We start from the raw sequence: 25,342 nt of genomic DNA on the forward strand, positions 1-25,342 counted from the left end.
AGACAGACCGGCCTGGCAACGATTGAAGCTGTCATACGCGGGCTTGACCCGCGTATCCATCAATCTTCGCGAAAAGCACTTTGAAGCGGATGGATTGCCGGGTCGAAGTCCGGCAATGACGAATCTCAGCGCGTCGGGACCGGCTTTTCGCCGCGGTAGTCGTAGAAACCGCGCTGGGTCTTGCGGCCGAGCCAGCCGGCCTCGACATATTTCACCAGCAGCGGGCACGGTCGGTATTTGGAGTCGGCGAGCCCTTCATGCAGCACCTGCATGATCGACAGGCAGGTATCGAGGCCGATGAAATCGGCCAGCTCCAGCGGCCCCATCGGATGATGCGCGCCGAGCTTCATCGCCGCATCGATCGCCTCGACATTGCCGACGCCCTCATAGAGCGTGTAGATCGCCTCGTTGATCATCGGCAGCAGGATGCGGTTGACGATGAAGGCGGGGAAATCCTCGGAGACCGCGATCTGCTTGCCGAGCCTCGTGACGAATTCCTTGGCGGTGTCGAAGGTCGCGTCGTCGGTGGCGATGCCGCGGATCAGTTCGACCAGCTCCATCAGCGGCACCGGATTCATGAAATGAATGCCGATGAAACGCTCGGGACGGTCGGTCGATGCCGCAAGCCGGGTGATCGAGATCGACGAGGTGTTGGACGCGACGATCGCCTCCGGCTTGAGCACCGAGCAGACGTCGTGAAAGATCTTGCGCTTGGTCTCTTCCTTCTCAACCGCGGTCTCGATCACGAGATCGCAGTCCGCCAATCCCTCGATCGTCTCCGCCGGGACGATCTTGCCGAGCGCCTGCTTGCGCGCGTCCTCGGTAATGATCTTCTTGACCACCTGGCGCGACAGATTGCCGTTGATGGTCGCCATCGCCGATTTCAGCCGGTCGGCGGATATGTCGTTGAGCACCACGTCGAAGCCGGCGAGCGCCGCCACATGCGCAATGCCATTGCCCATCTGGCCCGAACCGATCACGCCGACTTTCTTGATTGGCACCGTCATATTGTCATCCACCGGAACGGCGCGCACATCGCGCCTGCCCATGCCCATAAAGCCTCGGTTCTAACCGCGGCTTTAAATCTATGTTTAACGCGTTTTCTTCACGCGAAGCGGGATCCACTTCGCTTGAAAACGCTGTCCCTAAAACCAACACCGGCCGGACCTTCGTCATCCGGCCGCCGTTTGACTGTCGCTTACTTTCCGAGCTTGCCGAGCGCCTCAGTCAGCTCCGGAACCGCTTGATAGAGGTCCGCGACCAGGCCGTAATCGGCGACCTGGAAAATCGGCGCGTCCTCATCCTTGTTGATCGCGACGATCACCTTGGAATCCTTCATGCCGGCGAGATGCTGGATCGCGCCGGAGATGCCTATCGCGACATATAGTTCGGGCGCCACCACCTTGCCGGTCTGGCCGACCTGCCAGTCGTTCGGCGCATAGCCGGCATCGACCGCGGCGCGCGAGGCACCGACACCGGCGCCGAGCTTGTCGGCGAGCGGCTCGATATATTTGGCAAAATTCTCGCGGCTCTGCATGGCACGGCCGCCGGAGACGATGATCTTTGCCGAGGTCAGTTCGGGACGGTCGCTTTTCGCGACCTCCTCGCCGACGAAGCTGGAGAGGCCGGGATCGGCCGCGGACGCGGCGTTCTCCACCGGCGCGCTGCCGCCGTCGCCGGCGGCCGCGAAGGTCGAGGTCCGCACCGTGATCACCTTCTTGGCGTCCTTCGATTTGACGGTCTGGATCGCGTTGCCGGCATAGATCGGCCGCTCGAACGTGTCGGGCGAAACCACCTTGATGATCTCGGACACCTGCATGACGTCGAGCAGCGCTGCAACCCGCGGCATCACGTTCTTGAAGCGCGAGGTCGCGGGCGCGACGAAGGCGTCGTAGCCGGGCGCCAGCGCCACGATCAGCGCGGCCAACGGCTCGGCCAGATCGTGGGCATAGGCAGCACCATCCGCCAGCAGCACCTTCTTGACACCGGCGAGCTTGGCGGCGGCGTCGGCGGCCGCCTTGGCGTTTTCGCCGGCGACCAGCACATGCACGTCGGCGCCGAGTGCGGCAGCCGCGGTCAGCGCCTTGTTGGTGGAATCCTTGATCGACGCATTGTCGTGTTCGGCAATCAACAGCGTGGTCATCAGAGAACCCCGGCTTCGGTCTTGAGTTTCGAGATCAGCTCGGCGACGTCCTTGACCTTGACGCCGCCCTTGCGGCCCGGCGGTTCCGTGGTCTTGAGCACCTCGAGATGCGGCGTGAGGTCGACGCCGTAATCGGACGCGCTCTTGTCGTCGATCGGCTTCTTCTTCGCCTTCATGATGTTGGGCAGGCTCGCATAGCGCGGCTCGTTCAGCCGCAGATCGGTCGTTACGATCGCCGGGCCCTTCAGTTTCACGGTCTGCAGGCCGCCGTCGACCTCGCGCGTCACCTTGAAATCGGAGCCGTCGACTTCGAGCTTGGAGGCAAAGGTCGCCTGCGACCAGCCGAGCAGCGCCGCCAGCATCTGGCCGGTCTGGTTGCTGTCGTCGTCGATCGCCTGCTTGCCGAGAATGACGAGGCCGGGCTTCTCCTGGTCGACGACGGCTTTCAAAATTTTCGCGACCGCCAGCGGTTCCACATTGCCTTCGGCCTTGACCAGGATGCCGCGGTCGGCGCCCATCGCAAGACCGGTACGGATGGTCTCGGAGGCCTGCGCCGGACCGATCGATACCACCACCACTTCGGTCGCCTTGCCGGCCTCTTTCAGCCGCAGGGCTTCCTCGACGGCGATTTCGTCGAACGGATTCATCGACATCTTGACGTTGGCCAGTTCCACGCCCGTTCCGTCGCTCTTGACGCGGACCTTGACGTTGTAATCGACCACCCGCTTTACCGGCACAAGAACCTTCATCGATCCTCTTTCGCTTGAATTCTTCAGGTTTGGTTGGCTTGGGCGCGGAACCTAAAGGTCCCGCTATCAGCGGTCAACGCGCGAAAGCCAAAAATCGCCCCCGGATATGGCTACCTTAGCGGTTCTGGCCAGGCACCCACAACACGTCTCCGGCGCCATTATCGTTCATGGCGCGGCTGGCGACAAACAGGAAGTCCGACAGCCGGTTCATATACTGGATGGCGGGCTCGCTGACGGGCTCGTCCGGCTTGGCCGCGAGTTCCACCATCATCCGTTCCGCCCTGCGACATATGGTGCGGGCGAGATGCAGATATGCGGCTGCCGGGGTACCGCCGGGCAGAACGAAAGAGGTCAGGGGCGACAACCGCGCGTTCAGGCCATCGATATCGTGTTCGAGCCGCTCGACCTGGCTCGACAGCATGCGCAGGCGCTCCGCCTTGCCGTCGCGCTGGGGCACCGCGAGATCGGCGCCGAGATCGAACAGATCGTTCTGGATCAGGCCCAGCATGGTATCGAGCTCGCGCGCATCCTTCAGATGCAGCCGCACCACGCCGATCGCGGCGTTGGTCTCGTCCACGGTGCCATAGGCGCTGACGCGCAGATCATATTTCGGACGGCGCTCGCCACTGCCGAGCGCCGTGGTGCCGTCATCGCCGGTTCGCGTATAGATTCGGTTGAGCACGACCATTTGCGGGTCCTTTAAGGTTTGCGCATGATCTTTCCGGAAAACCGGCTTCCACTTTTCCGGATCATGCGCTAGCGGCCCATCGCCCAGACCGCGAACATGGTGATGACGATCGCGACGAATTGCAGCAGCACCCTCAAGCGCATCAATTGCTGCGAGCGGTTCGGCGAGCCGCCGCGCATCATGTTGATGAGGCCGAGCAGCAGTACGATCGCCACGGACGCAACCGCGATGGGGAGGACAATTGAACTCAGGAAGGATGCCATTGGCGCTACATAACACCGCGCGGAGCCGGCCGCTACACGCTCACCACAGCGTTTTCGAGCGAAGTGGACACCGGTTCGCGTGAAGAAAACGCGTCGGACAGAGCGGCTTAACGATCTGGCTTTTAGCCCAATAATATCAGAAGCTAGGCCAATTCTCGGATCGAGCCGTTAATTGCCGGATCAAGGTGGTATGTGAGACAGCTCCGCTACGTCTATCACGTCGTGTTGGATGCATTTTACACGTTCCTCGCCGACGATGGCTGGGCAATCGCCAGCCATATCGCGCTGTCGACGTTGATGGCGCTGTTTCCGTTCCTGATCGTGCTGACGTCGCTGGCCGGCTTTTTCGGCTCCAAGGAGCTGGCCGACCAGGCGGTGGGCCTGTTGCTGCAGGTCTGGCCGAAACAGGTCGCCGATTCGCTCTCGGGGCAAATCCACGAAGTGCTGACGACGTCGCGCGGCGACATCCTCACGATCGGCGCCGTGCTCGCGGTGTATTTTGCCTCGAACGGCGTCGAGGCCCTGCGGGTGGCGCTCAACCGCGCCTATGCGGTGGGGGAGCCGCGACGCTGGTACTGGCTGCGGCTGGAATCGATCGGCTACACGCTGGTCGCGGCCATCACGGCGCTGGCGATGGCCTTCCTGATCGTGCTCGGTCCCCTCTTCATCGAGGCGGCGCGGCGTCATATTCCCTTCTTCGTTGAATCCAACGAGAGCATCCTCAACTTCGCGCGCTACGGCATCACGATCACGGCGCTGGTCGTCGCGCTGGTCATTCTGCATGCCTGGCTGCCGGCCGGTCGCCGCAGGTTTCTGCATATCCTGCCCGGCATCATCTTCACCATGATCGCTTCGCTGATCTCGGGCGTCGTGTTCGGCCAGTATCTCGCGCGCTTCGCCAATAATTACGTCACGATGTATGCGGGGCTGGCGTCGGTCATTATCGCACTGGTGTTCCTGTATTTCATCGCCGCGATCTTTGTTTACGGCGGTGAACTGAACGCGGCGATCATCAAGTCGCACGTGCCGCACGACGTGTCGCTTCATGCAGCGCAGTCGCTAAGGCGCGCGGACTCACAGGCTTGACCAGGAAGGCGTCGGCGCCGGCCGCGCGCGACGCCGCCTCGTCCTCAGCCCTGCCCGACACCCCGATGATCGCGATGCGGCCGAGCGGCGGGTCGAGCGCGCGGATCCGGCGGATCGCCTCGACGCCGTTGATGCCCGGCAGCACCATGTCCATCAGCACCGCATCGAAGGCGCCTTGCGCGAGCCGCTCCGGCGCCGCCTCGCCGAGGCCGATGAACTCCGCATGATGGCCGAGTTCGGTGAGGATGGCGTTGAGCACGACGCGGCCGAACGGATTGTCTTCGACGCTGAGCAGCCGCAGCGGCTGGGCCGCACCTGAAGATCCATTGGCGTCGGCAATCGCGGCTTTCCTGGCGGTTTTGGCGCGGGTCAGGGTCACCGCCAGGGTAAAGATGGTTCCGCCGCCGCGCCGGGGGGCGACGACGATGTCGCCGCCCATCGCGCGCGCGATTTGTTTGACCGACGACAGCCCGAGCCCGGCGCCGCCGAAACGCGCGGCAATGCTGACATTGGCCTGCGAGAACGGCCGGAACAGGCGCTTGATTTCACCGAGCGCGAGACCGATGCCGCTGTCCGATATCGTAAAGGCGACGCTGACCTTGCCTTTGGGACCGCGCAGCGGCGCGACCGTCAGCGCAACCACGCCCTGTTCGGTGAACTTCACCGCATTGTCGATCAGGTTTTCCAGCGCCGCGCGCAGCCGGACGGGATCGCCGACCACGAACGCCGGCAGCTTCTCGGAGATATCGACGGAGGATTGCAGGCCTTTCGCCGCCGCCCGCCCCGCCAGCGAATCGCCGATGCTGCGGGCAAGCACCCGCAGATCGAACAGATCCTGCCGCATCCCGGCGGCAGGACCCCGGCTTCGCGCCGCGTCGACGAACAAGGTCGCAAGGCTCGCCAGATGTTCCGCGCCGGCCTTGATGGTGTCGACCCAGCGCCGCTCGCGCGCATCGAGGTCGGACGTCGCCAGCAGATTGCTGATGGCGAGAATTCCGGTCAGGGGCGTGCGCACCTCATGGGCGAAGGCCGCCAGCGCCGCTTCGACCATGCCGGCTTCAGCCTCGGTTGCATTGCGCTTGCGCCGCGCCTTTGCGGCCGGCATAGGCACGCGCTTCTTCGCCGGCCGCTTTTTGGTCAGCCGCGTTGTGCCCCCTGCGCGCGGTTTTGCCGCCATGATTCCCCTTAACCCCGTCCCTGCCGAAGAATTGCATGGCCGGGCCACGGGAGTCACGGAGCCGTTTGGCCGTCTCCGTAGAACTACGGCGGCCCGACCAAATCGCGAATATCGGCCGGAGTTGCGCCCTGCGCCCGCAATTCCCGCAGGCCGGTCGCCGCGGTCGATTTCGAGAGTTTCTGCCCGCCGGCGTCGCGAATCAGCCGGTGATGCCGGTAACCGGGTTGCGGCAGACCGAGCAGATCCTGCAGCAGGCGATGGACGCTGGTCGACCAGAACAGGTCCTGGCCGCGCACCACATCGGTGACGCCCTGCAAGGCGTCGTCGATCACGACCGACAAATGATAGCTGGTCGGAATCTCCTTGCGCGCCAGCACCACGTCGCCCCAGGCTCCCGGCAGCGCGGTCACGGCGCCACGCTCGCCGTCGGGACCTTCGCCATGCTCGGTCCAGCCGAGTTCCCCGGCACGCGCCCAGGCCGCTGCCATGTCGAGCCGCCAGGCATAGGGCACGCCTTCCGCGATCAACCGCGCGCGCTCGTCGATGGAGAGCGATTTCGCGGTGCCGGGATAGAGCGGCGCACCGTCGGGATCGCGCGGCCATGTTCCCTTGGTCTCGCGTTGCGCGACCAGGCGCGCGATTTCCGCGCGACTCTCAAAGCTCGGATAGATCAGGCCCTCGGCCGCCAGCCTTTCGACCGCGTCGCGATAGCTCGAAAAATGCTCCGATTGCCGCCGCACCGGCGTTTCCCAAGTAATTCCGAGCCAGGCGAGGTCCTGATAGATCGCGGCCTCGAATTCCGGCCGGCATCGCGTCGCGTCGATATCCTCGATGCGCAGCAAAAATCTTCCGCCGGCCCGGCGCGCCAGATCGAAATTCAACAGCGCCGAATAGGCGTGGCCGAGATGGAGATAACCGTTCGGGCTTGGTGCAAAACGGAAAACGGAGGGTGGCATTCAAGAGGTCTCGTCATGCCCGGGCTTAGTAGTCTGCCTTGCGCAGACTACGTAAACTTGTCTGCGCTCCCGGGCATCCACGTCTTCGGCGCCGCGTGAGAAATTTGTCAAGTGAGGCCACAAACTGGTGCCAGTAAGACGTGGATGGCCAGGCATGGGCGAGCAGAAGCGACGCCGTCCTTCGGACGGCTATCCCCGGCCATGACGAAGAAAGAGAAACCCGCTAAGTCTCTCCCATGCTCATCCATCTCAACACCCAGGCCGATCTCGAAGACGCCGTCCAGGCCCTGGTCGAGCAAGACCCGCGGCTAAAACCTGTTCTCGAGCAGACCGGGATGCCGGCGCTGCGGCAGCGCGAGCCCGGCTTCGCCGGCCTTGCTGCGATCGTCTGCGGCCAGCAACTCTCGACCGCGAGTGCGGCGGCGATCTGGGCCCGCATCAGCGCCGCCTTCGATCCGTTTCATCATGACGCGATTCGAAAGGCGCGCGCCGACCGCCTCGGCCGGCTCGGGCTGTCGGCCGCCAAGATCAAGACCCTGAAGCACATCGCGCGCGAACTGGCCGAGGAACGCCTGAACCTCGACGTGCTCGCCAACGAGGACGCCGACGCCGCCCACAACACGCTGACCTCGCTGCCCGGCATCGGCGCCTGGACCGCCGACGTCTATCTGCTGTTTTGCCTCGGCCATGGCGACGCCTGGCCCGCCGGCGACCTTGCGGTGCAGGAGGCCGTGAAGATCGGGCTCGGCCTGAAGACGCGTCCGACCGCGAAACAAATGACGCCGCTGGCCGAGCCGTGGCGGCCGTTGCGCGGCGCGGCGGCGCATCTGTGGTGGAGCTATTACCGGGTGCTGAAAAAGCGAGAGGGCGTGATTTCAAAGTAGCCCTAGCCGCGAAGCCGCACCCGGTCCTCGCGCGCGCATGCAGTGACGAAGTCGATCACCGCGCGTACCGCGGGGAGTTCGACAAGGTCCGGATGCGCCAAGAGCCAGAGATCCGCCACGCTCATGAGCTTCTGCGGCGCGACCCGAACCAGATCGGGGTCATCGGCGGCGACAAAGCAGGACAGCGCCGATATTCCAAGGCCCGCCCTCGCCGCGGCCAGCATGTCGCCCTGCGACGAACAGCGCACCACGACCGATCCCTGCCGGGTGATGAAGTCGCTCCAGCGCGCCAGACGCTCGTTCGACGCCCGGTCGGAGAAGCCGATGACGCTGTGTCCCTTCCATTCGTCGCGCCGTTCCGGCAGCCGCCGGCGCGCCGCGTAGTCGCGCGAGGCGTAGAAGCCGGTCCCGAGGCGGCCGATCTTGCGGCCGATTAGGTTCTCTTCACCGCTGTCGACCGGGCGCAGCACGACATCGGCCTCGCGGCGGCGCACGCTGGCCGGAAACGGATGGGTGATGATCTCGAGCTGGATATGGTCGTGCGCGCGCAGGAATGGCCCGAGCCGCGGCATCAGCCAGTGAGAAGCCAACGTCGCACCGATCGACAGCTTGACCACGCCGCGCGCCTGCGCGCCGGTCGCCGATACCGCGGCTTCGGCGCGCAACGCCGCCGCCGCCATGGCCTCGACATGTTCGCGGAACTTGCGCCCCTGCGACGTCAGCGACAAGCCTTCGTGGGAACGCGCAAACAAGGGAATACCGAGCTGGTTTTCCAGTTCCGCGATCTTGCGGCCAACCGTCGGATGACTGGAGCGCATCCGCCGCGCCGCCGCCGCGAAGCTGCGGGTTTCGGCCACCGCGACGAAGGTCTTGCAAAGGTCCCAGTCCATCGGCGATCTCCGGAAGGCTCGGCCAGCTGTGTTCAACTTTGATATGTCACTTGTTCAATATTGAACGGCAGAGGTGCCCCTAGCCCTATAATGGACGGCATAAGCCAGCGCCGGCTGGAGTGGATCCGCTCGCCGGCCTCGGACCCCAAGGGAGGATTGAATGCCGTTGCCAGCGTCGCTTGCAGATACGCTCGAACTGCCCGTGCTCGGATCGCCGTTGTTCATCGTATCCGGACCTGAACTGGTGATCGCCCAGTGCAAGGCCGGCGTGGTCGGCTCGTTCCCGGCGCTGAACGCGCGCCCGGTCGAAAAACTCGACGAGTGGCTGACCCGGATCGAGCACGAGCTCGGCGAGTACAAGGCGCTGCACCCGCACAAGAAGGTCGCGCCCTACGCGGTCAACCAGATCTGCCATGCCTCCAACGACCGGTTGATGAAGGACATGGAAACCTGCGTGAAGCACCGGGTTCCCATCATCATCACCTCGTTGCGGCCGCCGCTGGAGATCGTCGAGGCCGCGCATTCCTATGGCGGCGTCGTGTTTCACGACGTCATCAATGTCAAGCACGCGCGGAAAGCCGCCGAACAGGGCGTCGACGGCCTGATTTTGGTATGCGCCGGTGCGGGCGGGCATGCCGGCACGCTGTCGCCGTTCGCGCTGGTGCGCGAGGTGAAGCAATGGTTCAAGGGCACCATCCTGCTGTCGGGGGCGATCTCCGACGGCTGGGGCATTGCGTCCGCGATCGCGCTCGGCGCCGACCTTGCCTATATGGGCACGCGCTTCATCGCCACGACCGAGGCCAACGCCGATCCGGCCTACAAGGCCGCGCTGACCCAATACGCCGCGCACGACATTGTTTATTCCAACCTGTTCACCGGCGTGCACGGCAACTACCTCGGCCCGTCGATCGTGGCCGCGGGCCTCGATCCCGACAACCTGCCGGCCGCCGACAAATCCAAGATGAATTTCGGCTCCGGCGGCAACACCAAATCCAAGGCGTGGCGCGACATCTGGGGCTCCGGACAGGGCATCGGACAGATCACCGACGCCCCGCCGGTCGCCAAGCTGGTCGAGCGGCTGAAGGCGGAGTTCGAGGCGGCACGAACGGACTTCGTGCAGCGGGCGCGCGCCTAGAACTTGCACGACATCGCGGTTCCACCGCCAAATGGCAGCATCTGCCGAATGCGGATCCGAGCAATTCGAATTATGCGGCCGGCAGTCACTATGCCACGCTGCCGGTGAGCGTGCTGCAGGCCTGCAAGGATGATTTGAGCCGCTAGCCCGCCAGGAGACAGAGAAGTGAGCAATGATCATCAGCGGCGAACGCCGGATCTTCTATCCCGAACTGCTGGCCCATATCAGGCGGGCGGCGACGGGATTTAAACCGCTTGGCCTGCACGACGGCGCGCCCGTCGCCATGATGCTGCGCAACGATTTTGCGCTGTTCGAGGTCGCCGGCGGCGCGGCGGCGCTGGGCAGCCCGGTGGTGCCGATCAACTGGCACCTCAAGGCCGAGGAGGTCCGCTACATCCTCTCCGACAGCGGCGCCGATATTCTGGTGTGCCATGCCGACCTGCTGCCGCAAATCCGCGACGGCCTGCCCGGCAATCTGCGGCTGCTGGTGGTGTCGACGCCACCGGAAATCGCCGCCGCGTTCGACATCGCGCCGGAGCTGATGCAAGCTCCGGCCGGACTGACGGACTGGGATTCCTGGCGCGACAGCCACGCCCCGTCGCTGGAGCCGCCAGGCCGCAGTTCGCCGATGTTCTATACTTCGGGTACGACCAGCATGCCGAAAGGCGTACGCCGCAAGGCGATGCGGCCGGAACAGCTCAGTGCGTCCGAGCGCGTCGGCGCGATCGCCTATGGCGTCAAGCCGAACGAAGATCAGGTCATCCTGATGAACGGCCCGATGTATCATTCAGCGCCGAATTCCTACGGCATGCTGGCGTTCCGTCACGGCTGCACCATCGTGCTCGAGCCGCGCTTCGATCCCGAGGACATGCTGCAACTGATCGCGCGCCACCGCGTCACCCACATGCATATGGTGCCGACCATGTTCGTGCGCCTGCTGCGGCTGCCTGACGACATCAAGCGACGTTACGACCTCTCCTCGCTGCGCTTCGTGGTCCATGGCGCGGCGCCCTGCCCGCCGCAGGTCAAACGCGCGATGATCGAATGGTGGGGGCCGGTGATCCACGAATATTTCGGCTCGACGGAAACCGGAATTCCGGTGTGGCATTCGGCCGAGGAAGCGCTGAAGAAACCCGGCACGGTCGGCCGCGCGATCGAGGGCGGTATCGTCAAGATCTTTCGCCCCGGCGGCAGCCTGTGCGCGGTCAACGAACCCGGCGAAATCTACATGCGGCAGACATCTGTGCCGGACTTCGATTATCACGGCAACGCGGAGGCGCGCGCCGAGGCCGGCCGCGATGGCCTCGTCAGCGTCGGCGACGTCGGCTACCTCGACGAGGACGGTTATCTGTTCCTGTGCGACCGCAAACGCGACATGGTGATCTCGGGCGGCGTCAACATCTATCCGGCGGAAATCGAAAATGCGCTGATCGCCATGGAAGGCGTGCGCGACTGCGCGGTGTTCGGCATTCCCGACGACGAATTCGGCGAACGGTTGTGTGCGTGCATCGAGCCCGAACCGGGCGCTGCGCTGTCTCCCGCGGCCGTGCAGGATTTTTTGCGCGGCCGCCTCGCCAATTTCAAGGTACCGAAGGAGATTCAGTTCCTCGACGCACTGCCGCGCGAAGCGACCGGCAAGATCTTCAAGCGCAAGTTGCGCGACCCCTATTGGCAAGGCCATATTCGCACAGGGGCATGATGACCGGTCACAAAAGCCGAACGTTGTTTTAAACAAACGACGTCCGTTTTAAACAATGTTGCTGTTGCAAAATGCCCGAAGGCGGCGGCAAAGATCGCGGCAGCAAAACAACGCCGGGATCGAAACCATGAAATCCACCGACTTCATCGTCGCCCGCGATGACCTGCAGCAATGCAAGGTGATCGAGACACAGCTGCCTGATGCCGCAACGCTGCCCGATGATGCGTTGCTGGTAAAGGTCACGCGCTTCGCGCTCACCGCCAACAACATCACCTACGCCGTAACAGGCGATCAGCTGAAATATTGGCAGCTGTTTCCGGCGCCGAACGGCTTTGGCAACATTCCGGTGTGGGGATTTGGCGAGGTGACCGCCTCGAAACATCCCGGGATCGCCGAGGGCGAAATCCTGTTCGGCTATTTCCCGATGGCGACGCATCTCGTCATCGAGGCCGCCGACGTCAGCAAGCGCGGTTTGCGCGATGCCGCCGCGCATCGCCAGGGCGTCGCCCCGGTCTACAACGCCTATGCGCGCGTCAGCGGCGCCCCTGCCTTCGCCGCACGGCAGGGCGACTGGCAGGCGCTGCTGCGGCCGCTGTTCATGCTATCGTTTCTGGTCGACGATTTCCTCGCCGAGAACGATTTCTACGGCGCGCGCAGCGTGCTGCTCTCGAGCGCCTCCAGCAAGACCGCGTTCGGGCTTGCGCATCTGCTGCATTTGCGCGAAGGCATCAAGGTAATCGGCCTCACCTCGGCATCGAATACCAAGTTCGTCGAATCGCTCGGCTGCTACGACGAGGTCGTCACCTATGATCGCGTGACCTCGCTGCCGTCGAACGCACCGGCTGCGTTCGTCGACATGGCGGGCAACAGCGAGCTCCGCGAAAAACTGCACCGGCATTTCGGCGACCAGATGAAATATTCCGGACGGATCGGGCTGACTCATCGCAGCTCATCGCCGGACGAACCGGTATTGCCGGGCGCCAAGCCGGCATGGTTCTTCGCACCCGACCAGATCCGCATACGGGCGAAAGAATGGGGACCGGGCGGCGTCGATATGCGGTTCGGCGCGGCCTGGGCAGGTTTCGCGCCGAAGCTGGACCAATGGCTCACCGTGACCGAAGGCCGCGGGCCGGCGGCGGTACGCGCCGCCTATCTCGATACCCTCAATCGCCGCGTGCCGCCGGATCAGGGGCATATCCTGTCGCTGGCGGAATAGTCGGCATCTCCTCACGCCCTTTCTGCGCCTTCCCAAATGGGTATAGGGTTCCGACCAGGGAAACGCCGCGCAGACGGCTGCTGAGAGAGACGCGCATGCTCGATAAAACCGACGATCTTTCGCTCGCGGTCGATAATTGGCTGACGCAATTCGAGGCCGCGCTGGCTGAGCCCGATGACGGCGCGCTGGAGACCCTGTTTCATTCCGACAGCTACTGGCGCGACGTGCTGGCGCTGAGCTGGAACATCCAGACCATCAATGGCGCCGATGCGATCCTGAAGGAGTTGCCGACCCACGCCCGCCGCGCCGCGCCGTCCGGGTTTGCGATCGATCCCGGCCGCCGGGCGCCGCGCAAGGTGATGCGCGCGGGCACCAATGCGATCGAGGCGATCTTCAAATTCGAGACGGGTGTGGGGCGCGGCAGCGGCATCGTCCGCCTGATCCCGGACTTAGCCGACGGCCACACGCTGAAAGCCTGGACGCTGCTGACGGAGCTTGGCGAACTCAAGGGTTTTGAGGAGCAGCTGGGGACAGCGCGCCCGCGCGGCAATGCCTATTCGCGGGATTTTCGCGGCCCCAACTGGCTCGATCTGCGCAAGGTCTCGGCGGCCTATGCCGACCATGATCCCACGGTGCTCGTCATCGGCGGCGGCCAGTCCGGGCTGTGCATCGCCGCCCGGCTGAAGCAATTGAACGTCGATACGCTGATCGTCGATCGCGAACAGCGCATCGGCGACAATTGGCGCAAGCGCTATCACGCGCTGACGCTGCACAATCAGGTCCAGGTCAACCACCTGCCCTATATGTATTTCCCGCCGAACTGGCCGACCTATATCCCGAAGGACAAGCTCGCCAACTGGTTCGAGGCCTATGTCGAAACCATGGAGCTGAACTTCTGGACCGGAACCGAGTTCGAGGGCGGCAGCTACGACGAGAAGGAAGGCCGCTGGACCGTGACGCTGCGCTGTGCCGACGGCGGCAATCGCACCATGCATCCACGCCACGTGGTGCTCGCGACCGGCGTCAGCGGCATTCCGAGCGTGCCGGATATTGCCGGCATCAAGGATTTCGCGGGCAAGGTGATGCATTCCAGCCAGTACGACGACGGCGAGAACTGGAAGGGCAAGCGCGCGATCGTCATCGGCACCGGCAATAGCGGCCACGACATCGCGCAGGACCTCTGTTCAAGCCGCGCCGAGGTGACGCTGGTGCAGCGCAGCCCGACGCTGATCGTCAGCATCGAACCGTCGGCGCAACTGGTCTACGCGCCCTATAATGACGGCACGCTCGAGGATAACGATTTGATCGCGACCTCGATGCCGCTGAAGCTCGCGCGCAAGAGCCACGCCATGACGACGGAGAAATCAAAAGAGCTCGACAGGGATTGCTGGAGGGACTGGCGCGCGCAGGCTTCAAGCTCGACTTCGGCGAGGACAATACCGGCTGGCAGTTCAAATATCTGACCCGCGGCGGCGGCTATTATTTCAACGTCGGCTGCTCCGACCTGATCGTCAAGGGCGAGATCGCGCTGAAGCAGTTTGCCGATATCGATATTTTCGTCGCCGCCGGCGCCAGGATGAAGAGCGGCGAGACGCTTGCCGCCGATCTGGTCGTGCTCGCGACCGGCTACAAACGCCAGGAAGAGCTGGTGCGCAAGCTGTTCGGCGAAGCCGTGGAAAAGCGCGTCGGCACCATCTGGGGTTTTGGCGACGAGCAGGAACTGCGCAACATGTACACCCGCACCGGCCAGCCCGGCCTCTGGTTCATAGCCGGCGGCCTGGCGCAATGCCGGATCGGCTCCAAACATCTGGCGCTGCAGATCAAGGCGATCGAGGAAGAGCTGCTGCCGCGGGGGGTGGGGCCGCGGGCGGCGCTTGCGTGAATAAATGTCATTCCGCGTCGCGAAGCGAACTATGATGCGCAATTGCGCATCTGAGAATCTCGAGATTCCGGGTCTGGTCCTTCGGACCATCCCGGAATGACAACTCCAAAAAATCCGGGGGAATCACACATGCCGACCATTCTCGGCTCGGGCGAACATCGCTACCGCGTGGTGGAGAATTTTGCAAAACTGCCGGCGGGATGGAGTCTCACCGATGTCGCTTCGGTCGCTGTCGACAGCAAGGACCGTATCTACGTCTTCAACCGCGGCGCCCATCCGATGGTGGTGCTCGACCGCGAGGGTAATTTCATCACGAGCTGGGGCGAAGGCCTGTTCAACCGCGCCCACGGGCTGCACATCGACGCCGACGACAATCTTTATTGCACCGATGACGGCGACCACACCGTGCGCAAGTGCTCGACCAGCGGCAAGGTGCTCTTGACCATCGGCATCCCGAACAAGCCGGCGCCGTTCATGAGCGGCGAGCCGTTCCACCGCTGCACCCATACCGCGCTGTCGCCCAACGGCGAAATCTATGTCTCGGATGGCTACGGCAATGCCTGCGTCCACAAATACACGCCGGACGGCAGGCTGCTCAAAACCTGGGGCGAGCCCGGCACCGATCCCGGCCAATTCAACATCGTCCACAACATCGCCACCGACGCGGATGGATGGGTCTATGTCGCCGACCGCGAGAACCACCGCGTGCAGGTGTTCGACGGCAACGGCAAATACGAAACGCAGTGGAATAATCTGCACCGGCCCTGCGCGCTGCATTGCTGCGGCGGCAAGCACCCGCACTTCATCATCGGCGAACTCGGCCCCGGCATGGCCGTCAATCGCAAGGTGCCCAATCTCGGCCCGCGCCTGAGCATCGTCGATTCGAAGGGCAAGCGCATCGCCCGGCTCGGCGGCGAGAGCGGGCCGGGGCTGGAGACCGGCAAATTCCTCGCGCCGCACGGCATCGCCTTGGATTCGAAGGGCGACATCTATGTCGGCGAGGTCGGCGTCACCGACTGGAAGACGAGCTTTCCGGATACCGAGATGCCGGAGGAGGTGAAAGTGGTTCGCTGCCTGCAGAAGCTGGCGAAGGTCTCCTAGATCTCGCCAACCGCCTCGCGCCGCCGCCGGTCGGATTCTTCCGCATAGCGCCGCATCGCGTGGGCCTCGGTGAGGATCCCGATCGGCCGGTGTTCGCCGCCGGCTTCGACCACCGCCAGTGATTCCGCTTCGGCGGCGTCGAAGACGGCGATGGCTTCCTGGATGTTCATGATCGGATGCAACACCACATACCGGTGATGAAGGATGTCGACGAGGCCGTTCTTGGCCACGATTTCCGGGGTGTGCGCTTCGGCCACCAGCGCCAGCCCGACATAGCGTCCGTCGCCATCGACGGCCACGACCTGGGTCTTCGAGCCCAGCGGAAATTTTTCGCGAAACTCCTCGATGCCGATGCCGGCGTCGACCGTCGCCAGATCCGGCCGCATCAGGCGGCGGACGGTGAGGTCCCTGATCCAGCCGACATCGGCGGCGCTGCGGATGGTTTCGCCGCGAAGATGCAATCGCCAGGTCGCGAACGAATAACCGAACAGTTCGCGGGTGATCTGGGTCGAGATCATGACCGCGACCAGCACGATCGTGGTGAGCCAGAGATTGCCGGTCGATTCCAGCGCGATGAACGACATCGTCAGCGGTCCGCCGATCACCGATGCCGACAGCGCGCTCATGCCGATGATCGCATAGACGTTGGGATCGAGCGCCAGACCCGGCCACACCAGGTCGACGCCGGCGGCGAACAGGCGGCCGCCGAGCGCGCCCATGAACAGGGTGGCGAAAAACAATCCGCCGCGAAAGCCGCTGCCGAGCGAGATGATCGAGGCGATCGCCTTGAGAACGAACACGCCGGCAATGATTTGCAGTGGCATCGAGACGATGCTGGAAAAATGCAGCGCGCCATGGCCCGACGACATCACCTGCGGCGTCAGCAGCGCGAGCAGGCCGACGGCGAGGCCGCCCAGCGCCGGGCGCAGTGGCGCCCACAGCCGGGTTTTTACCAGCACCGCTTCGCACAGAGCCACGCCGCGCATGATGACGATGCCGAACAGCGCCGCCAGAATCCCGAGCAGGGCTGCGATCGCGAGATCGCGCCCGAGCACATCGCCGACCGGCCCGACGCCGATGCCGAGCGACAGCGCCGCGAATCCATGGGTGACGAAATAACCGGCCACCGCGGCGACCCCGACCGGCGTCAGGCTGGCCGGGGTATAGCCCCCGATCACGAGTTCGAACGCATAGAAGGCGCCGGCCAGCGGGGCGCCGAACGCACCCGCGATCGCGGCCGCCGCACCGCAGCCGACCATGATTCGCTGGTCGGCGCGGCGCAGGTGAAAGCCGCGGCCCAATGAGGCGGCCAGGCCGCTGGAAAGCTGGGTATAGCCCGCCTCGAGCCCGACCGACGCGCCGACGCCCGAGGACCAGATCGTCTGCAGCGCGACGATGACGCTGCCGCGAAACGACATCCGCCCGCCATGCAGGGCATTGGCCTCGATCGGGTCGATTTCGCGCGCCGGCCGCCATCCCGACAGCCACAGGAACGCCACCCCCAGCAACAGCCCACCGAGGCTCGGAACCAGCAGGGCCCGCAGCGTATCGATGCTGGCCTGGCTCGAGAGCCGCTCCCGGATGCTGATGTTGAACAACAGCGCGTGAAGCCCGGCCACCGCGATGCTCATCGCCAGCACCACCAGGCCGCCGATGGTCCCGATCAGCGCCGCAAGCACGACCAGGCTGGTTTCATGGGCGCGAACGAACGCCCGCAGCCGGCGCGGCGCTTCGAGGTAACGGGAGGGGGTGGTCATCTCAAGGGTCCGTCAGCGGCCAAATACAGCCCGTCCGCCCCTTTAGCGGTGTTCCCGCCACCGATGCAATCGTGGCGGCGCGATGGCGGATAAGCCGCTCAATGCTCTTCACAATCCCGTCACGCTGCCTGTAGTATGTCAACGCATGCTGCTTCGCAGCGATATGGAGGCCAGGAGCGTTACTTGAACGCACATGTCTCACAAGGCGGTTGGCCGGTACTGGTGCTGAACGCGGATTTCCGGCCGCTCAGCTACTATCCGTTGTCCCTTTGGTCGTGGCAGGACGCGATCAAGGCGGTGTTCCTCGACCGCGTCAATATCGTCGAGCACTACGACCGCGCGGTGCGCAGCCCCACTTTCGAAATCCAGCTGCCCAGCGTGGTGTCGCTGAAATCCTTCGTGAAGCCGACGACGCACCCCGCCTTCACCCGGTTCAACGTCTTCCTGCGCGACCGCTTCATCTGCCAATATTGCTCGGCGCATGACGATTTGACCTTCGATCACATCATCCCGCGCAGCAAGGGCGGCCAGACCACCTGGGAGAACGTGGTCGCGGCGTGTTCGCCGTGTAACCTGCGCAAGGGCAATCTGACCCCGCAGCAGGCCCGGATGTTCCCGAGGCAACACCCGTTCGCCCCGACCGTGCACCAGCTGCATCGCAACGGGCGGCTGTTCCCGCCGAACTATCTGCACGATAGCTGGCTGGATTATTTGTACTGGGATACCGAGCTCGATCCGTAGGGGCTTGCGCGCGTCCCTCCTGCGAAATTTTTGTTCGCCCGTTCACGCCACCGACATGTCCAGTGGCGGCGCGACGTCGGCCGGCAGCGGGCTGACATAGGGCGTGCGGGCGGTGCGCTTGTTGAGGTCGGCCTTGGCGGCGGCAATCAGTTCCGGCTCGTTCAGCGCCTGGATGCCGAGCCCGGCCATGGCCTTAGCGGCCTGCACCATGGCCTTGTGGGCGTGCGGGCTCTTGCCCTGCGCCACCACCTGCCAGGTATGGAACGGGGTGCCGATCGCAACCGTCGGCGCATGAACCTGAACGGTCGGGACCACCCAGCTGACATCGCCGACATCGGTCGAGCCGATCAACGGATTGCGCCTGGCGTCCAGCGGCACGATGAAGTCGGCCAGCGGCCGGTCGGTCGGATCCATGCCGATCGTGTGATAGACCGACGCGATATCCTTGTCGGTCAAAGTGGCGCGGATTTTTGCAGCGAATTCTTCGTCCGCCTCGTCGAAATGCGGCGGACCGAGATCCTCCATGATGCGATGGAGGGCTTGCTCGAGCGGGGTGTTGGCCAGAACGTTGGAGACCGCGGAAATGATCCGCATCTCCATTTTGGTCTCGGTCATCAGCGCCGCGCCCTGCGCGATCTTGTGAACGCGCCCCACCAATTCGTTCATGCCGGGCAAATCGCGGGCGCGGATGGAATAGCGCACGCGGGCGTGGGCCTGCACCACATTTGGGGCAATGCCGCCGGTGTCGAGCAGCGCATAATGGACGCGGGCGTCGCTCGGCATGTGCTCGCGCATGTAGTTGACGCCGACATTCATCAGTTCCACCGCGTCGAGCGCGCTGCGGCCGAGATGCGGCGAGGCCGCAGCGTGCGAGGTACGCCCGGTGAAGATGAAATCGGCCCGCGTGTTGGCGAGCGATGGCGTCACCACCACCTCCCAGAAACTGCTGGGGTGCCAGGTGATGGCGATGTCGGCATCATCGAAGGCGCCCGAGCGCACCATGAAGGTTTTCGCAGCGCCGCCTTCTTCCGCCGGACAGCCATAATAGCGCACGCGCCCCGGCACCTTGTGGGCGGCCAGCCAATCCTTCACGGCGGTCGCCGCGAGCAGCGCGGCCGAGCCCAGCAGATTGTGGCCGCAGCCATGGCCGTGGCCACCGGCCTCGACCGGGCGGGGCTCCGCCACGCCAGCTTCCTGGCTCAAGCCCGGCAGCGCATCGTATTCGCCGAGGAAGGCGATGACGGGGCCGCCCTCCCCCCATTCGCCGATCACGGCGGTAGGAATATCAGCGACATTCTCGCTGATGCGAAAGCCCTGATGGCGCAGTTCGGCCAGATGTTCGGCGGAAGAGCGCGCCTCGGTGTAGCACACCTCGGGCATCGCCCAGACCCTGTCGCTGAGGTCGACGAAACGCGGTTTGATCGCGTCAACGCCACGCCAGATGTCGCTGCGGTTGTCCATCTTCTGGTCCTCGATCCCTGTGAGAGCGAAAATGCTATCAGCTTCGCCGGACCCCGCCTAGCGCCGGCCGTGGCACCAGCCATGCCGGCGGCGCGAAGCATATGCGCAAGCGATCTCGCGGCGCGATGCGCCCGAGCTTTGCGAAGGCACTCCCTCAAAAAGAGGGAGCGGGGAATGCCGGATGCGCGCTGCACCCGCGGTCTCGTGTGCAAAATTGTGCGAAGAAACGCACACGAACATACAGGTTCAGCGGAGGCAATCCGGCATTCCCTGCGCAAGGGAGAGCATGGACACAAAAAGTCTCGTTAAATCAATAAGGTGTGGCTGATGTGTCCTCGTTTGTGTCCCGAACTGCTGGAGCTATAAATTGTTGTGAAAAATCTGCGGGATGCGCGCTGTACGGCCTTCCTGCGGCTCGCCCCTGACGCCTGTGTCCGTCGGCACGTGCTTGCTATTTCCCGCAGCGTTTTGCGGCGTTAAGCTCCGCAAGCTCAGAAGACGGTGGGGGACTTTCCCGATGGGCAACGCCAGATGCAGTTGCGGTGCTGTCACGCTCTCACTTCCAGAAGAACCATCCAAGATAATCGTTGCTTGTCACTGCATCGACTGCCAACGCCGAGCCGGCGCGCCGTTCGGCGTAGGCGCTTATTACCCCGCTGAGGTTGTCACCATCTCAGGAACCTCAAAAGAGTTCACGCACGCCGCCGCAAGCGGCGGGACAATCCATAACTATTTTTGTCCAGAGTGCGGCTCAACAGTCTACTGGAAACTCAGCAATCTGCCCGCGCTAATCGCCGTTGCAGTCGGCGCGATGGCTGAACCAAAATACCCAGCCCCCGTCATATCGGTTTTCGAACAGTCGAAACATGATTGGGTTCAAATTGATGGTGCCGTGCAGCACTTCCGGCAAAGCATCCCCACAAAAAATTCAAACTGAGACACCACCCGGCGTTGAGAAGGCTGGCGGCGGGCGCGATGGTCGAGCTACGATCACCGGATGACGAATCCCACGACCATCCTGCTCGCATTGCTCGCGCTCGCGATGCTGACCGGCGCAGCCTCGGCGCAACAGCGCACCATCTACGGCTCGTCCGGCAAGGTCGTCGGCCGCGCCTCGACCGACAGCGGCGGCGCGACGACGAACTACGATGCGCGAGGCAAGGTGATCAGCCGCGAGTCCGCGACCGGCAACACGACGACGATCTATGACGCGGGCGGTCGCAACGTCGGACGGTACACGACGAACCCGCAGCGCTAGCTCATGCGCCCGCACGACCAGCAAAGGCTCGCTGCGACGTCAGCTTCGCTCCGAAAGCGACCGAATTACTGCGCCGCCACGTATTGTCGCTAAGGGCCAACAGCGGATGTCACCATGGGGCACCAGCCAATCATCCTCTCCCAGCAATCCAGTCTGCGATCCGGGCAATACATTCGTCGTCCGTGTAATAAGCCGCATGGACAAGAGACTGATCGGATTCGATCGAGCGCAGCAGCAACGAAATGTCTGCTGAAGTAATCACCAACTTTGCGAGAGTTTCGGTCACATCGCCAAAATGGCGGCCGATCCACGCGCTTCGCGTCGCCAATGCGCGCTGCTGCGCGCCCATCGGCATATTTTCGTACGTTATGAAATTCTTTTCGATATAGCTCGGATGTTGTTCGACGAGGGGAGGTTTGTGCCGATAACCATCGAGACCCATACCAATCGTCAATAGCACGGACCAACCTCGGCTCCGGACCACGTACGTCGCTATTTCAGTGAAAATACTAGGGGCAAAACCCACGACATGTGCGCACCAACGAACAGGTAACAAGAAAGCCGAATAGAACGTCGGCCCCAACATTCGTGTCAAGTAAAGAACGAAGAGAAACATATACGTCACGATAGAGAGAAGGGCAGTCGCTAAGAAAACCAGAATGTCCCTTTCCCCCGGCGGACGTTGTATAAAAAAAGCGAAAACGAAAACTCCATACGCCATCCAAACCAAGAAGAGAGCGTGTGTAATCGCCAGAATCCATTTCGCCGTAGTTCCTAAATCAGAATAAGATCTGGCGCCGTGGATGCGGGCAATTTGGAAACTTCGCGAAATATTTTGACGTGCCGATGACAGCAGATAGGCGAAGATGTTTGACCGAACGGCCAACGGATTCGCGATATTCTGCATATGGTGTAGGACCTGCCAAGCCTCGTCCATCAAACTTCCCACGGCGAGGATTTGTGGTCGCCCTTCAGCCGCGCTTGCGGGCCGCCCCGTAACTCGATTCCTCCGACTAAATCTCTGATAGACGAATAACAAAAGTGGAATCAAAAGAAGAAATAGAAGTACTGCCTCATACCAATAATCTAGCGACGAATTGAACCGATCATTTCCCATCAGTGTTTCGAAGAGCCCGAATGCGAGGACAAAGATAAAGAGGCTGAAACCCATCCAACCCGCGACAACTTGAATTTGACGTATTCGCCTAGCACTCGCTGATATCGGTGACGCCGTGTCCATGAACGGCGTGCCCAATGTCACGATCTTGGCGGAAGGCCCTTTAAATTGCTGCGTGGCCGCGATTTGCGGTAACGCTTCGAGCACGATGTTCCCGCCGTGGCTATGCGCGACGATGTGACAACACCAGCCGCTGCTCTGCAGAGCAGCCACATAGTTTCCCAGCGCTAATGCCGCATGGGTGCGCGCAATCCAGCTGTTTTCGCCGGACCAATGGAAGATTTGATTGCCGTCCCCGCAGTGCGCCCAGCACCGAGCGGGCGAGCCGCGTTCTCGTAGGGCGGCATCAAGCTTGGCGGTGAATGGCTCCGTTGAGTGCCTGTCGACAGGTTGGTACCATCGGCTTTTTCCGAGCTCAGGCGCAGCCCAAGTGCCGTGCACGACAATCACGGTCTCCTTCGCCGCCTGTTCCATTGCGTTCCCTCCCTGAAGGGTACAATTCAGCCGATGTGGATCGGCACCTCGCTTCAATTCTGGTTACAATGGTTGTGCCATCGCGCTCTCCTACCGTTCCGGATCAATAACATAGGCGAAACAGGTCCCGCCATGTCGGCTTTACCTTCGAGATCGAGGCGGCGCGCGGGACGATGCAGTGCGGCGCGACTGCATGTGTGGATAACCGGGACAAACGTCCCAATCCCCATACTGCTACCTTGCATTGTGCCATCGTGTGCACTCCCGATTCGCAGGCGGACACAGAGGTAGGCGGGCACGGGTAAATGGCGGACAAGAAGCACTGGCTCGACTGGCTGGCGGTGGGAATTTCAACTCTCTCACTAACGGTGGCTACTCTCCCTGCCTATCGCACCGTCCTTTATCAGCGCGACGATATTCGGCTTATTGTGGGTGACGCGCTGAAGGTGAAGCGAGATAAGAGCGGTTTGCTCTTGTCGCAGGATCAGGAGTTCACATTTATCAACTCAGGAAATCGCCAAGCCGTAATCACCGAAATCTATGGCGAATTGGTGCTGGTCCTCGATCCGAATGCAGGATGCAATAACCAGTTCGCAAAATCCATCATTCTCAATCCAACAACCCATATCGTGCTGAAGCCGGGAGACGTTCTGCCTGTGCGCGCGAAGGTGGTGCAGGAACATCCTTGGGAAAAGGACAAGGACGGTTTTCTTTTTCGCGAGGACAAAGAAAAGCAAGGTTCGCAGTATCTTGTCTGCATACAGATTTACGTCACGACGCCGGATAGTTCATCGGTGAAATGGGTATTGCCGCTTTATTCGATGCAGCCGAACGAAACGTGGCCTTCAGAATTGATCGGCAGGAACGAACCGCTCAAGGTGATCCAACGAACAAGTTGGGGCTTTAGTTGAACACACCCAATTTTTACGCTGGGGGCCGATAACGTGCGCATCTTTATCGATGAGAGCGGGACATTTAGCGGGTTTCAAGCCAACTCGGTCAGCGTCGTTGGGGCGCTGGTGATCCCAGACGTGATGCTGGGTAATATCGAAAAGAAATATGCGAAGTTTCGGGACGGGTTGCCGAAAGACAACGGGGAAGTGAAAGGAAAGCTCCTTAACGAGAGGCAGGTAAACAAGGTCGTCACGCTTCTCATGCGCAACGAGGCACTGTTCGAGATAACGGCGCTCGATCTCGGTTTGCACCAGGAAAGCGCGGTCCGCGATTATAAGCAGAAGCTCGGCGAGCAAATGCTGGCGAAGGTAGCCAATTTCAGAGAGGACGTTCGCCCGGAAGTTCAGGCAGCGAGCGAATATATCCTACAGGCCCCGCTGAATCTGTTTCTGCAGGCGCTCACGACATTCAATGTGCTGCACCGAGTTATCAGCCGGTCAACGACGTTCTTCGCGCAACGGAAGCCGTATGAGCTTGGCTCCTTTTCGTGGATCGTGGACGGGAAAGAACCGGCCAAGGTCACCCGATGGGAGGAATGGTGGGCGCACTACGCGCAAGGCGCGCTTGCGAGCATGTCGAAGAGGCGGCCGGCATGGATGCTGCCCGAAGCCTTTAATGCCGATTACTCCTTCTATGAAAAATTCAATTCTGTAGATGACAAGGGCGAAGCAGGAACCTCGCTGAAGCTGTTGCTCAAGGACATTACTTTTTCTGCGCAAACGTCGCATGGTCTTGAGTTCGTGGATATTCTGACGAACGGCGTTCGTCGAGCGCTCACCGGGAATTTGCAGCGGGAAGGCTGGCAGAATATGCATCGCCTGATGATCCACGAAAACGACGAGCCCTATATCTCGTTTGTTCTCTTTAGCGAAGGCGAGGACATTATTCACGCCGCTCCATATACTGGCGTGGTCAACGAAGGCGTTTCAAAAGACGGAAGGCTGATGTTAACAAAGCGCAATCTCCGGCTTGCCTTGAATGCGCAGGGCGGCAGGCCGGTGATAGCCGTATGAGGAACGGCCCGTCAAAAAGGGCCAAAGGGTCTGTGCCGACCACCTCGTCTCGTCATAAACTACCTTTCCTCATCCGGATGCATTCACTTGTACGGCGTGATCTCGCGCGCCTCCGTCAGCTTGGTCATGTGCAGAGGCCCGACCTAGCGGGACTGCCCATACCAATCCACAAGCGGTAGCGGCTTGCCTGGCCCGCGCGGCCCGGCGCATCCTCTCGCCATGGGCAGCAAATCACGCGAGACGATTTACGGCGCGTCGGTCCGGGCGGCGGCAGAGCGGGCGACGGACGCTCGCAAGGAAGCCGACCGGCTCGCCGTCGCGGCGTGGAATAAGCGCATGCTCGGCTTTCAGGGTCCGGCGCAGCCGTCGCCGATGCTGGGCGATGCGATCAATGCCGGGTTTGGCTATCTCGAAGTGAAATGCCTCGGCTGCAACACGCATCAGACCGTTGCCCTCGACATCGTGCGGCGACCGAAGACCACGCCGGTCCATGAACTCGAACGCTACATGCGCTGTCGCCAGTGCTCCGAAGTCCGGGGCTATGCCTACAAGCGGAGCCATCTGGTGGCGCTGCGGCCGACGAAGATATCAGCAAAGGTCCCCGCGACGACATGGTGGCCGGGCGAAAGATGAGCTGC

At 62.6% G+C, this 25,342-nt stretch carries 23 protein-coding genes and 1 pseudogene; 13 read left to right on the plus strand and 11 right to left on the minus strand.

Annotated features, from left to right (window positions below; translation table 11 throughout):
* Window positions 1-125: 125 nt before the first annotated feature.
* From V1289_RS14650 to V1289_RS14670, 5 genes are all read right to left on the minus strand, one after another.
* Window positions 126-1,007: a 3-hydroxybutyryl-CoA dehydrogenase gene (locus tag V1289_RS14650; RefSeq protein ID WP_334397597.1), complete on the minus strand. Its 882-nt coding sequence runs from the start codon at window positions 1,005-1,007 to the stop codon at window positions 126-128.
* A 191-nt stretch (window positions 1,008-1,198) separates the two neighbouring features.
* Entirely contained in the window at window positions 1,199-2,143 is a 945-nt protein-coding gene (locus V1289_RS14655; protein ID WP_334397598.1) for an electron transfer flavoprotein subunit alpha/FixB family protein, read from the minus strand.
* Window positions 2,143-2,892: an electron transfer flavoprotein subunit beta/FixA family protein gene (locus tag V1289_RS14660; RefSeq protein ID WP_334397599.1), complete on the minus strand. Its 750-nt coding sequence runs from the start codon at window positions 2,890-2,892 to the stop codon at window positions 2,143-2,145. The genes V1289_RS14655 and V1289_RS14660 overlap by 1 nt, the downstream gene beginning before the upstream one ends.
* A 115-nt stretch (window positions 2,893-3,007) precedes the next feature.
* On the minus strand, window positions 3,008-3,580 hold the full coding sequence (locus V1289_RS14665) for a cob(I)yrinic acid a,c-diamide adenosyltransferase (RefSeq protein ID WP_309181971.1): 573 nt from the start codon (window positions 3,578-3,580) through the stop codon (window positions 3,008-3,010).
* 68 nt (window positions 3,581-3,648) lie between these two features.
* Window positions 3,649-3,843 (minus strand): twin transmembrane helix small protein, encoded by a 195-nt coding sequence (locus V1289_RS14670; RefSeq protein WP_334397600.1) that lies wholly within the window; start codon window positions 3,841-3,843, stop codon window positions 3,649-3,651.
* A gap of 192 nt (window positions 3,844-4,035) precedes the next feature.
* On the opposite strand from V1289_RS14670, the gene V1289_RS14675 reads away from it, so the two are divergent.
* Window positions 4,036-4,929, plus strand: coding sequence for a YihY/virulence factor BrkB family protein (locus V1289_RS14675; protein WP_334397601.1), 894 nt, complete (start codon window positions 4,036-4,038; stop codon window positions 4,927-4,929).
* Here the strand turns inward: V1289_RS14675 and V1289_RS14680 are convergent.
* Together V1289_RS14680 and gluQRS are read right to left on the minus strand one after the other, a co-directional pair.
* The gene (locus V1289_RS14680; protein WP_334397602.1) at window positions 4,856-6,106 is read right to left on the minus strand and encodes an ATP-binding protein; all 1,251 of its coding nucleotides are present in this window, start codon (window positions 6,104-6,106) and stop codon (window positions 4,856-4,858) included. The two genes, V1289_RS14675 and V1289_RS14680, sit on opposite strands and share 74 nt — an antisense overlap.
* 83 nt (window positions 6,107-6,189) lie before the next feature.
* Window positions 6,190-7,062 (minus strand): tRNA glutamyl-Q(34) synthetase GluQRS, encoded by an 873-nt coding sequence (gluQRS, locus tag V1289_RS14685; protein WP_334397603.1) that lies wholly within the window; start codon window positions 7,060-7,062, stop codon window positions 6,190-6,192.
* A gap of 236 nt (window positions 7,063-7,298) precedes the next feature.
* On the opposite strand from gluQRS, the gene V1289_RS14690 reads away from it, so the two are divergent.
* Entirely contained in the window at window positions 7,299-7,946 is a 648-nt protein-coding gene (locus tag V1289_RS14690; protein WP_334397604.1) for a DNA-3-methyladenine glycosylase family protein, read from the plus strand.
* A gap of 2 nt (window positions 7,947-7,948) precedes the next feature.
* Here the strand turns inward: V1289_RS14690 and V1289_RS14695 are convergent, their stop codons facing one another.
* Window positions 7,949-8,836, minus strand: coding sequence for a LysR family transcriptional regulator (locus tag V1289_RS14695; protein WP_334397605.1), 888 nt, complete (start codon window positions 8,834-8,836; stop codon window positions 7,949-7,951).
* A 160-nt stretch (window positions 8,837-8,996) separates the two neighbouring features.
* Here V1289_RS14695 and V1289_RS14700 point away from each other — a divergent pair, with 160 nt between their 5' ends.
* The 5 genes and pseudogenes from V1289_RS14700 to V1289_RS14720 all read left to right on the plus strand — a co-directional run bounded on the left by V1289_RS14700 (window position 8,997) and on the right by V1289_RS14720 (window position 15,869).
* Window positions 8,997-9,971: an NAD(P)H-dependent flavin oxidoreductase gene (locus V1289_RS14700; protein ID WP_334397606.1), complete on the plus strand. Its 975-nt coding sequence runs from the start codon at window positions 8,997-8,999 to the stop codon at window positions 9,969-9,971.
* Between the two features lie 172 nt (window positions 9,972-10,143).
* Window positions 10,144-11,670 carry an acyl-CoA synthetase gene (locus V1289_RS14705; protein ID WP_334397607.1) on the plus strand — a complete coding sequence of 509 codons (1,527 nt, stop codon included), beginning with the start codon at window positions 10,144-10,146 and terminating at the stop codon, window positions 11,668-11,670.
* 127 nt (window positions 11,671-11,797) lie between these two features.
* Window positions 11,798-12,886: a DUF2855 family protein gene (locus V1289_RS14710; protein WP_334397608.1), complete on the plus strand. Its 1,089-nt coding sequence runs from the start codon at window positions 11,798-11,800 to the stop codon at window positions 12,884-12,886.
* A 95-nt stretch (window positions 12,887-12,981) separates the two neighbouring features.
* Window positions 12,982-14,768 (plus strand): annotated as a pseudogene (locus V1289_RS14715) (flavin-containing monooxygenase).
* Between the two features lie 129 nt (window positions 14,769-14,897).
* Entirely contained in the window at window positions 14,898-15,869 is a 972-nt protein-coding gene (locus V1289_RS14720) for a peptidyl-alpha-hydroxyglycine alpha-amidating lyase family protein (protein WP_334397609.1), read from the plus strand.
* On the opposite strand, the gene V1289_RS14725 is transcribed toward V1289_RS14720, so the two are convergent.
* Window positions 15,866-17,626 (minus strand): chloride channel protein, encoded by a 1,761-nt coding sequence (locus V1289_RS14725; protein ID WP_334397610.1) that lies wholly within the window; start codon window positions 17,624-17,626, stop codon window positions 15,866-15,868. The two genes, V1289_RS14720 and V1289_RS14725, sit on opposite strands and share 4 nt — an antisense overlap.
* Window positions 17,627-17,809: 183 nt before the next feature.
* Here V1289_RS14725 and V1289_RS14730 point away from each other — a divergent pair, with 183 nt between their 5' ends.
* Window positions 17,810-18,367, plus strand: a complete 558-nt coding sequence (locus V1289_RS14730) for an HNH endonuclease (protein WP_074277668.1) — start codon at window positions 17,810-17,812, stop codon at window positions 18,365-18,367.
* Window positions 18,368-18,409: 42 nt separating this feature from the next.
* Here the strand turns inward: V1289_RS14730 and V1289_RS14735 are convergent, their stop codons facing one another.
* A complete protein-coding gene (locus V1289_RS14735; protein WP_334397611.1) occupies window positions 18,410-19,828 on the minus strand; it encodes a M20 family metallopeptidase in 1,419 nt (472 codons plus the stop codon).
* A gap of 517 nt (window positions 19,829-20,345) precedes the next feature.
* Here V1289_RS14735 and V1289_RS14740 point away from each other — a divergent pair.
* Window positions 20,346-20,765: a GFA family protein gene (locus V1289_RS14740; RefSeq protein ID WP_334397612.1), complete on the plus strand. Its 420-nt coding sequence runs from the start codon at window positions 20,346-20,348 to the stop codon at window positions 20,763-20,765.
* Between the two features lie 60 nt (window positions 20,766-20,825).
* On the plus strand, window positions 20,826-21,086 hold the full coding sequence (locus tag V1289_RS14745; RefSeq protein WP_334397613.1) for a hypothetical protein: 261 nt from the start codon (window positions 20,826-20,828) through the stop codon (window positions 21,084-21,086).
* A 130-nt stretch (window positions 21,087-21,216) separates the two neighbouring features.
* Here the strand turns inward: V1289_RS14745 and V1289_RS14750 are convergent, their stop codons facing one another.
* Entirely contained in the window at window positions 21,217-22,737 is a 1,521-nt protein-coding gene (locus V1289_RS14750) for a hypothetical protein (protein WP_334397614.1), read from the minus strand.
* A gap of 305 nt (window positions 22,738-23,042) precedes the next feature.
* On the opposite strand from V1289_RS14750, the gene V1289_RS14755 reads away from it, so the two are divergent.
* From V1289_RS14755 to V1289_RS14765, 3 genes are all read left to right on the plus strand, one after another.
* Entirely contained in the window at window positions 23,043-23,648 is a 606-nt protein-coding gene (locus tag V1289_RS14755) for a hypothetical protein (protein ID WP_334397615.1), read from the plus strand.
* Between the two features lie 33 nt (window positions 23,649-23,681).
* Window positions 23,682-24,704, plus strand: a complete 1,023-nt coding sequence (locus V1289_RS14760) for a hypothetical protein (protein ID WP_334397616.1) — start codon at window positions 23,682-23,684, stop codon at window positions 24,702-24,704.
* Between the two features lie 219 nt (window positions 24,705-24,923).
* Window positions 24,924-25,337: a hypothetical protein gene (locus tag V1289_RS14765; RefSeq protein WP_334397617.1), complete on the plus strand. Its 414-nt coding sequence runs from the start codon at window positions 24,924-24,926 to the stop codon at window positions 25,335-25,337.
* Window positions 25,338-25,342 lie beyond the last annotated feature (5 nt).

It is taken from the genome of Bradyrhizobium sp. AZCC 2289, from assembly GCF_036924615.1.
Lineage (GTDB): Bacteria > Pseudomonadota > Alphaproteobacteria > Rhizobiales > Xanthobacteraceae > Bradyrhizobium.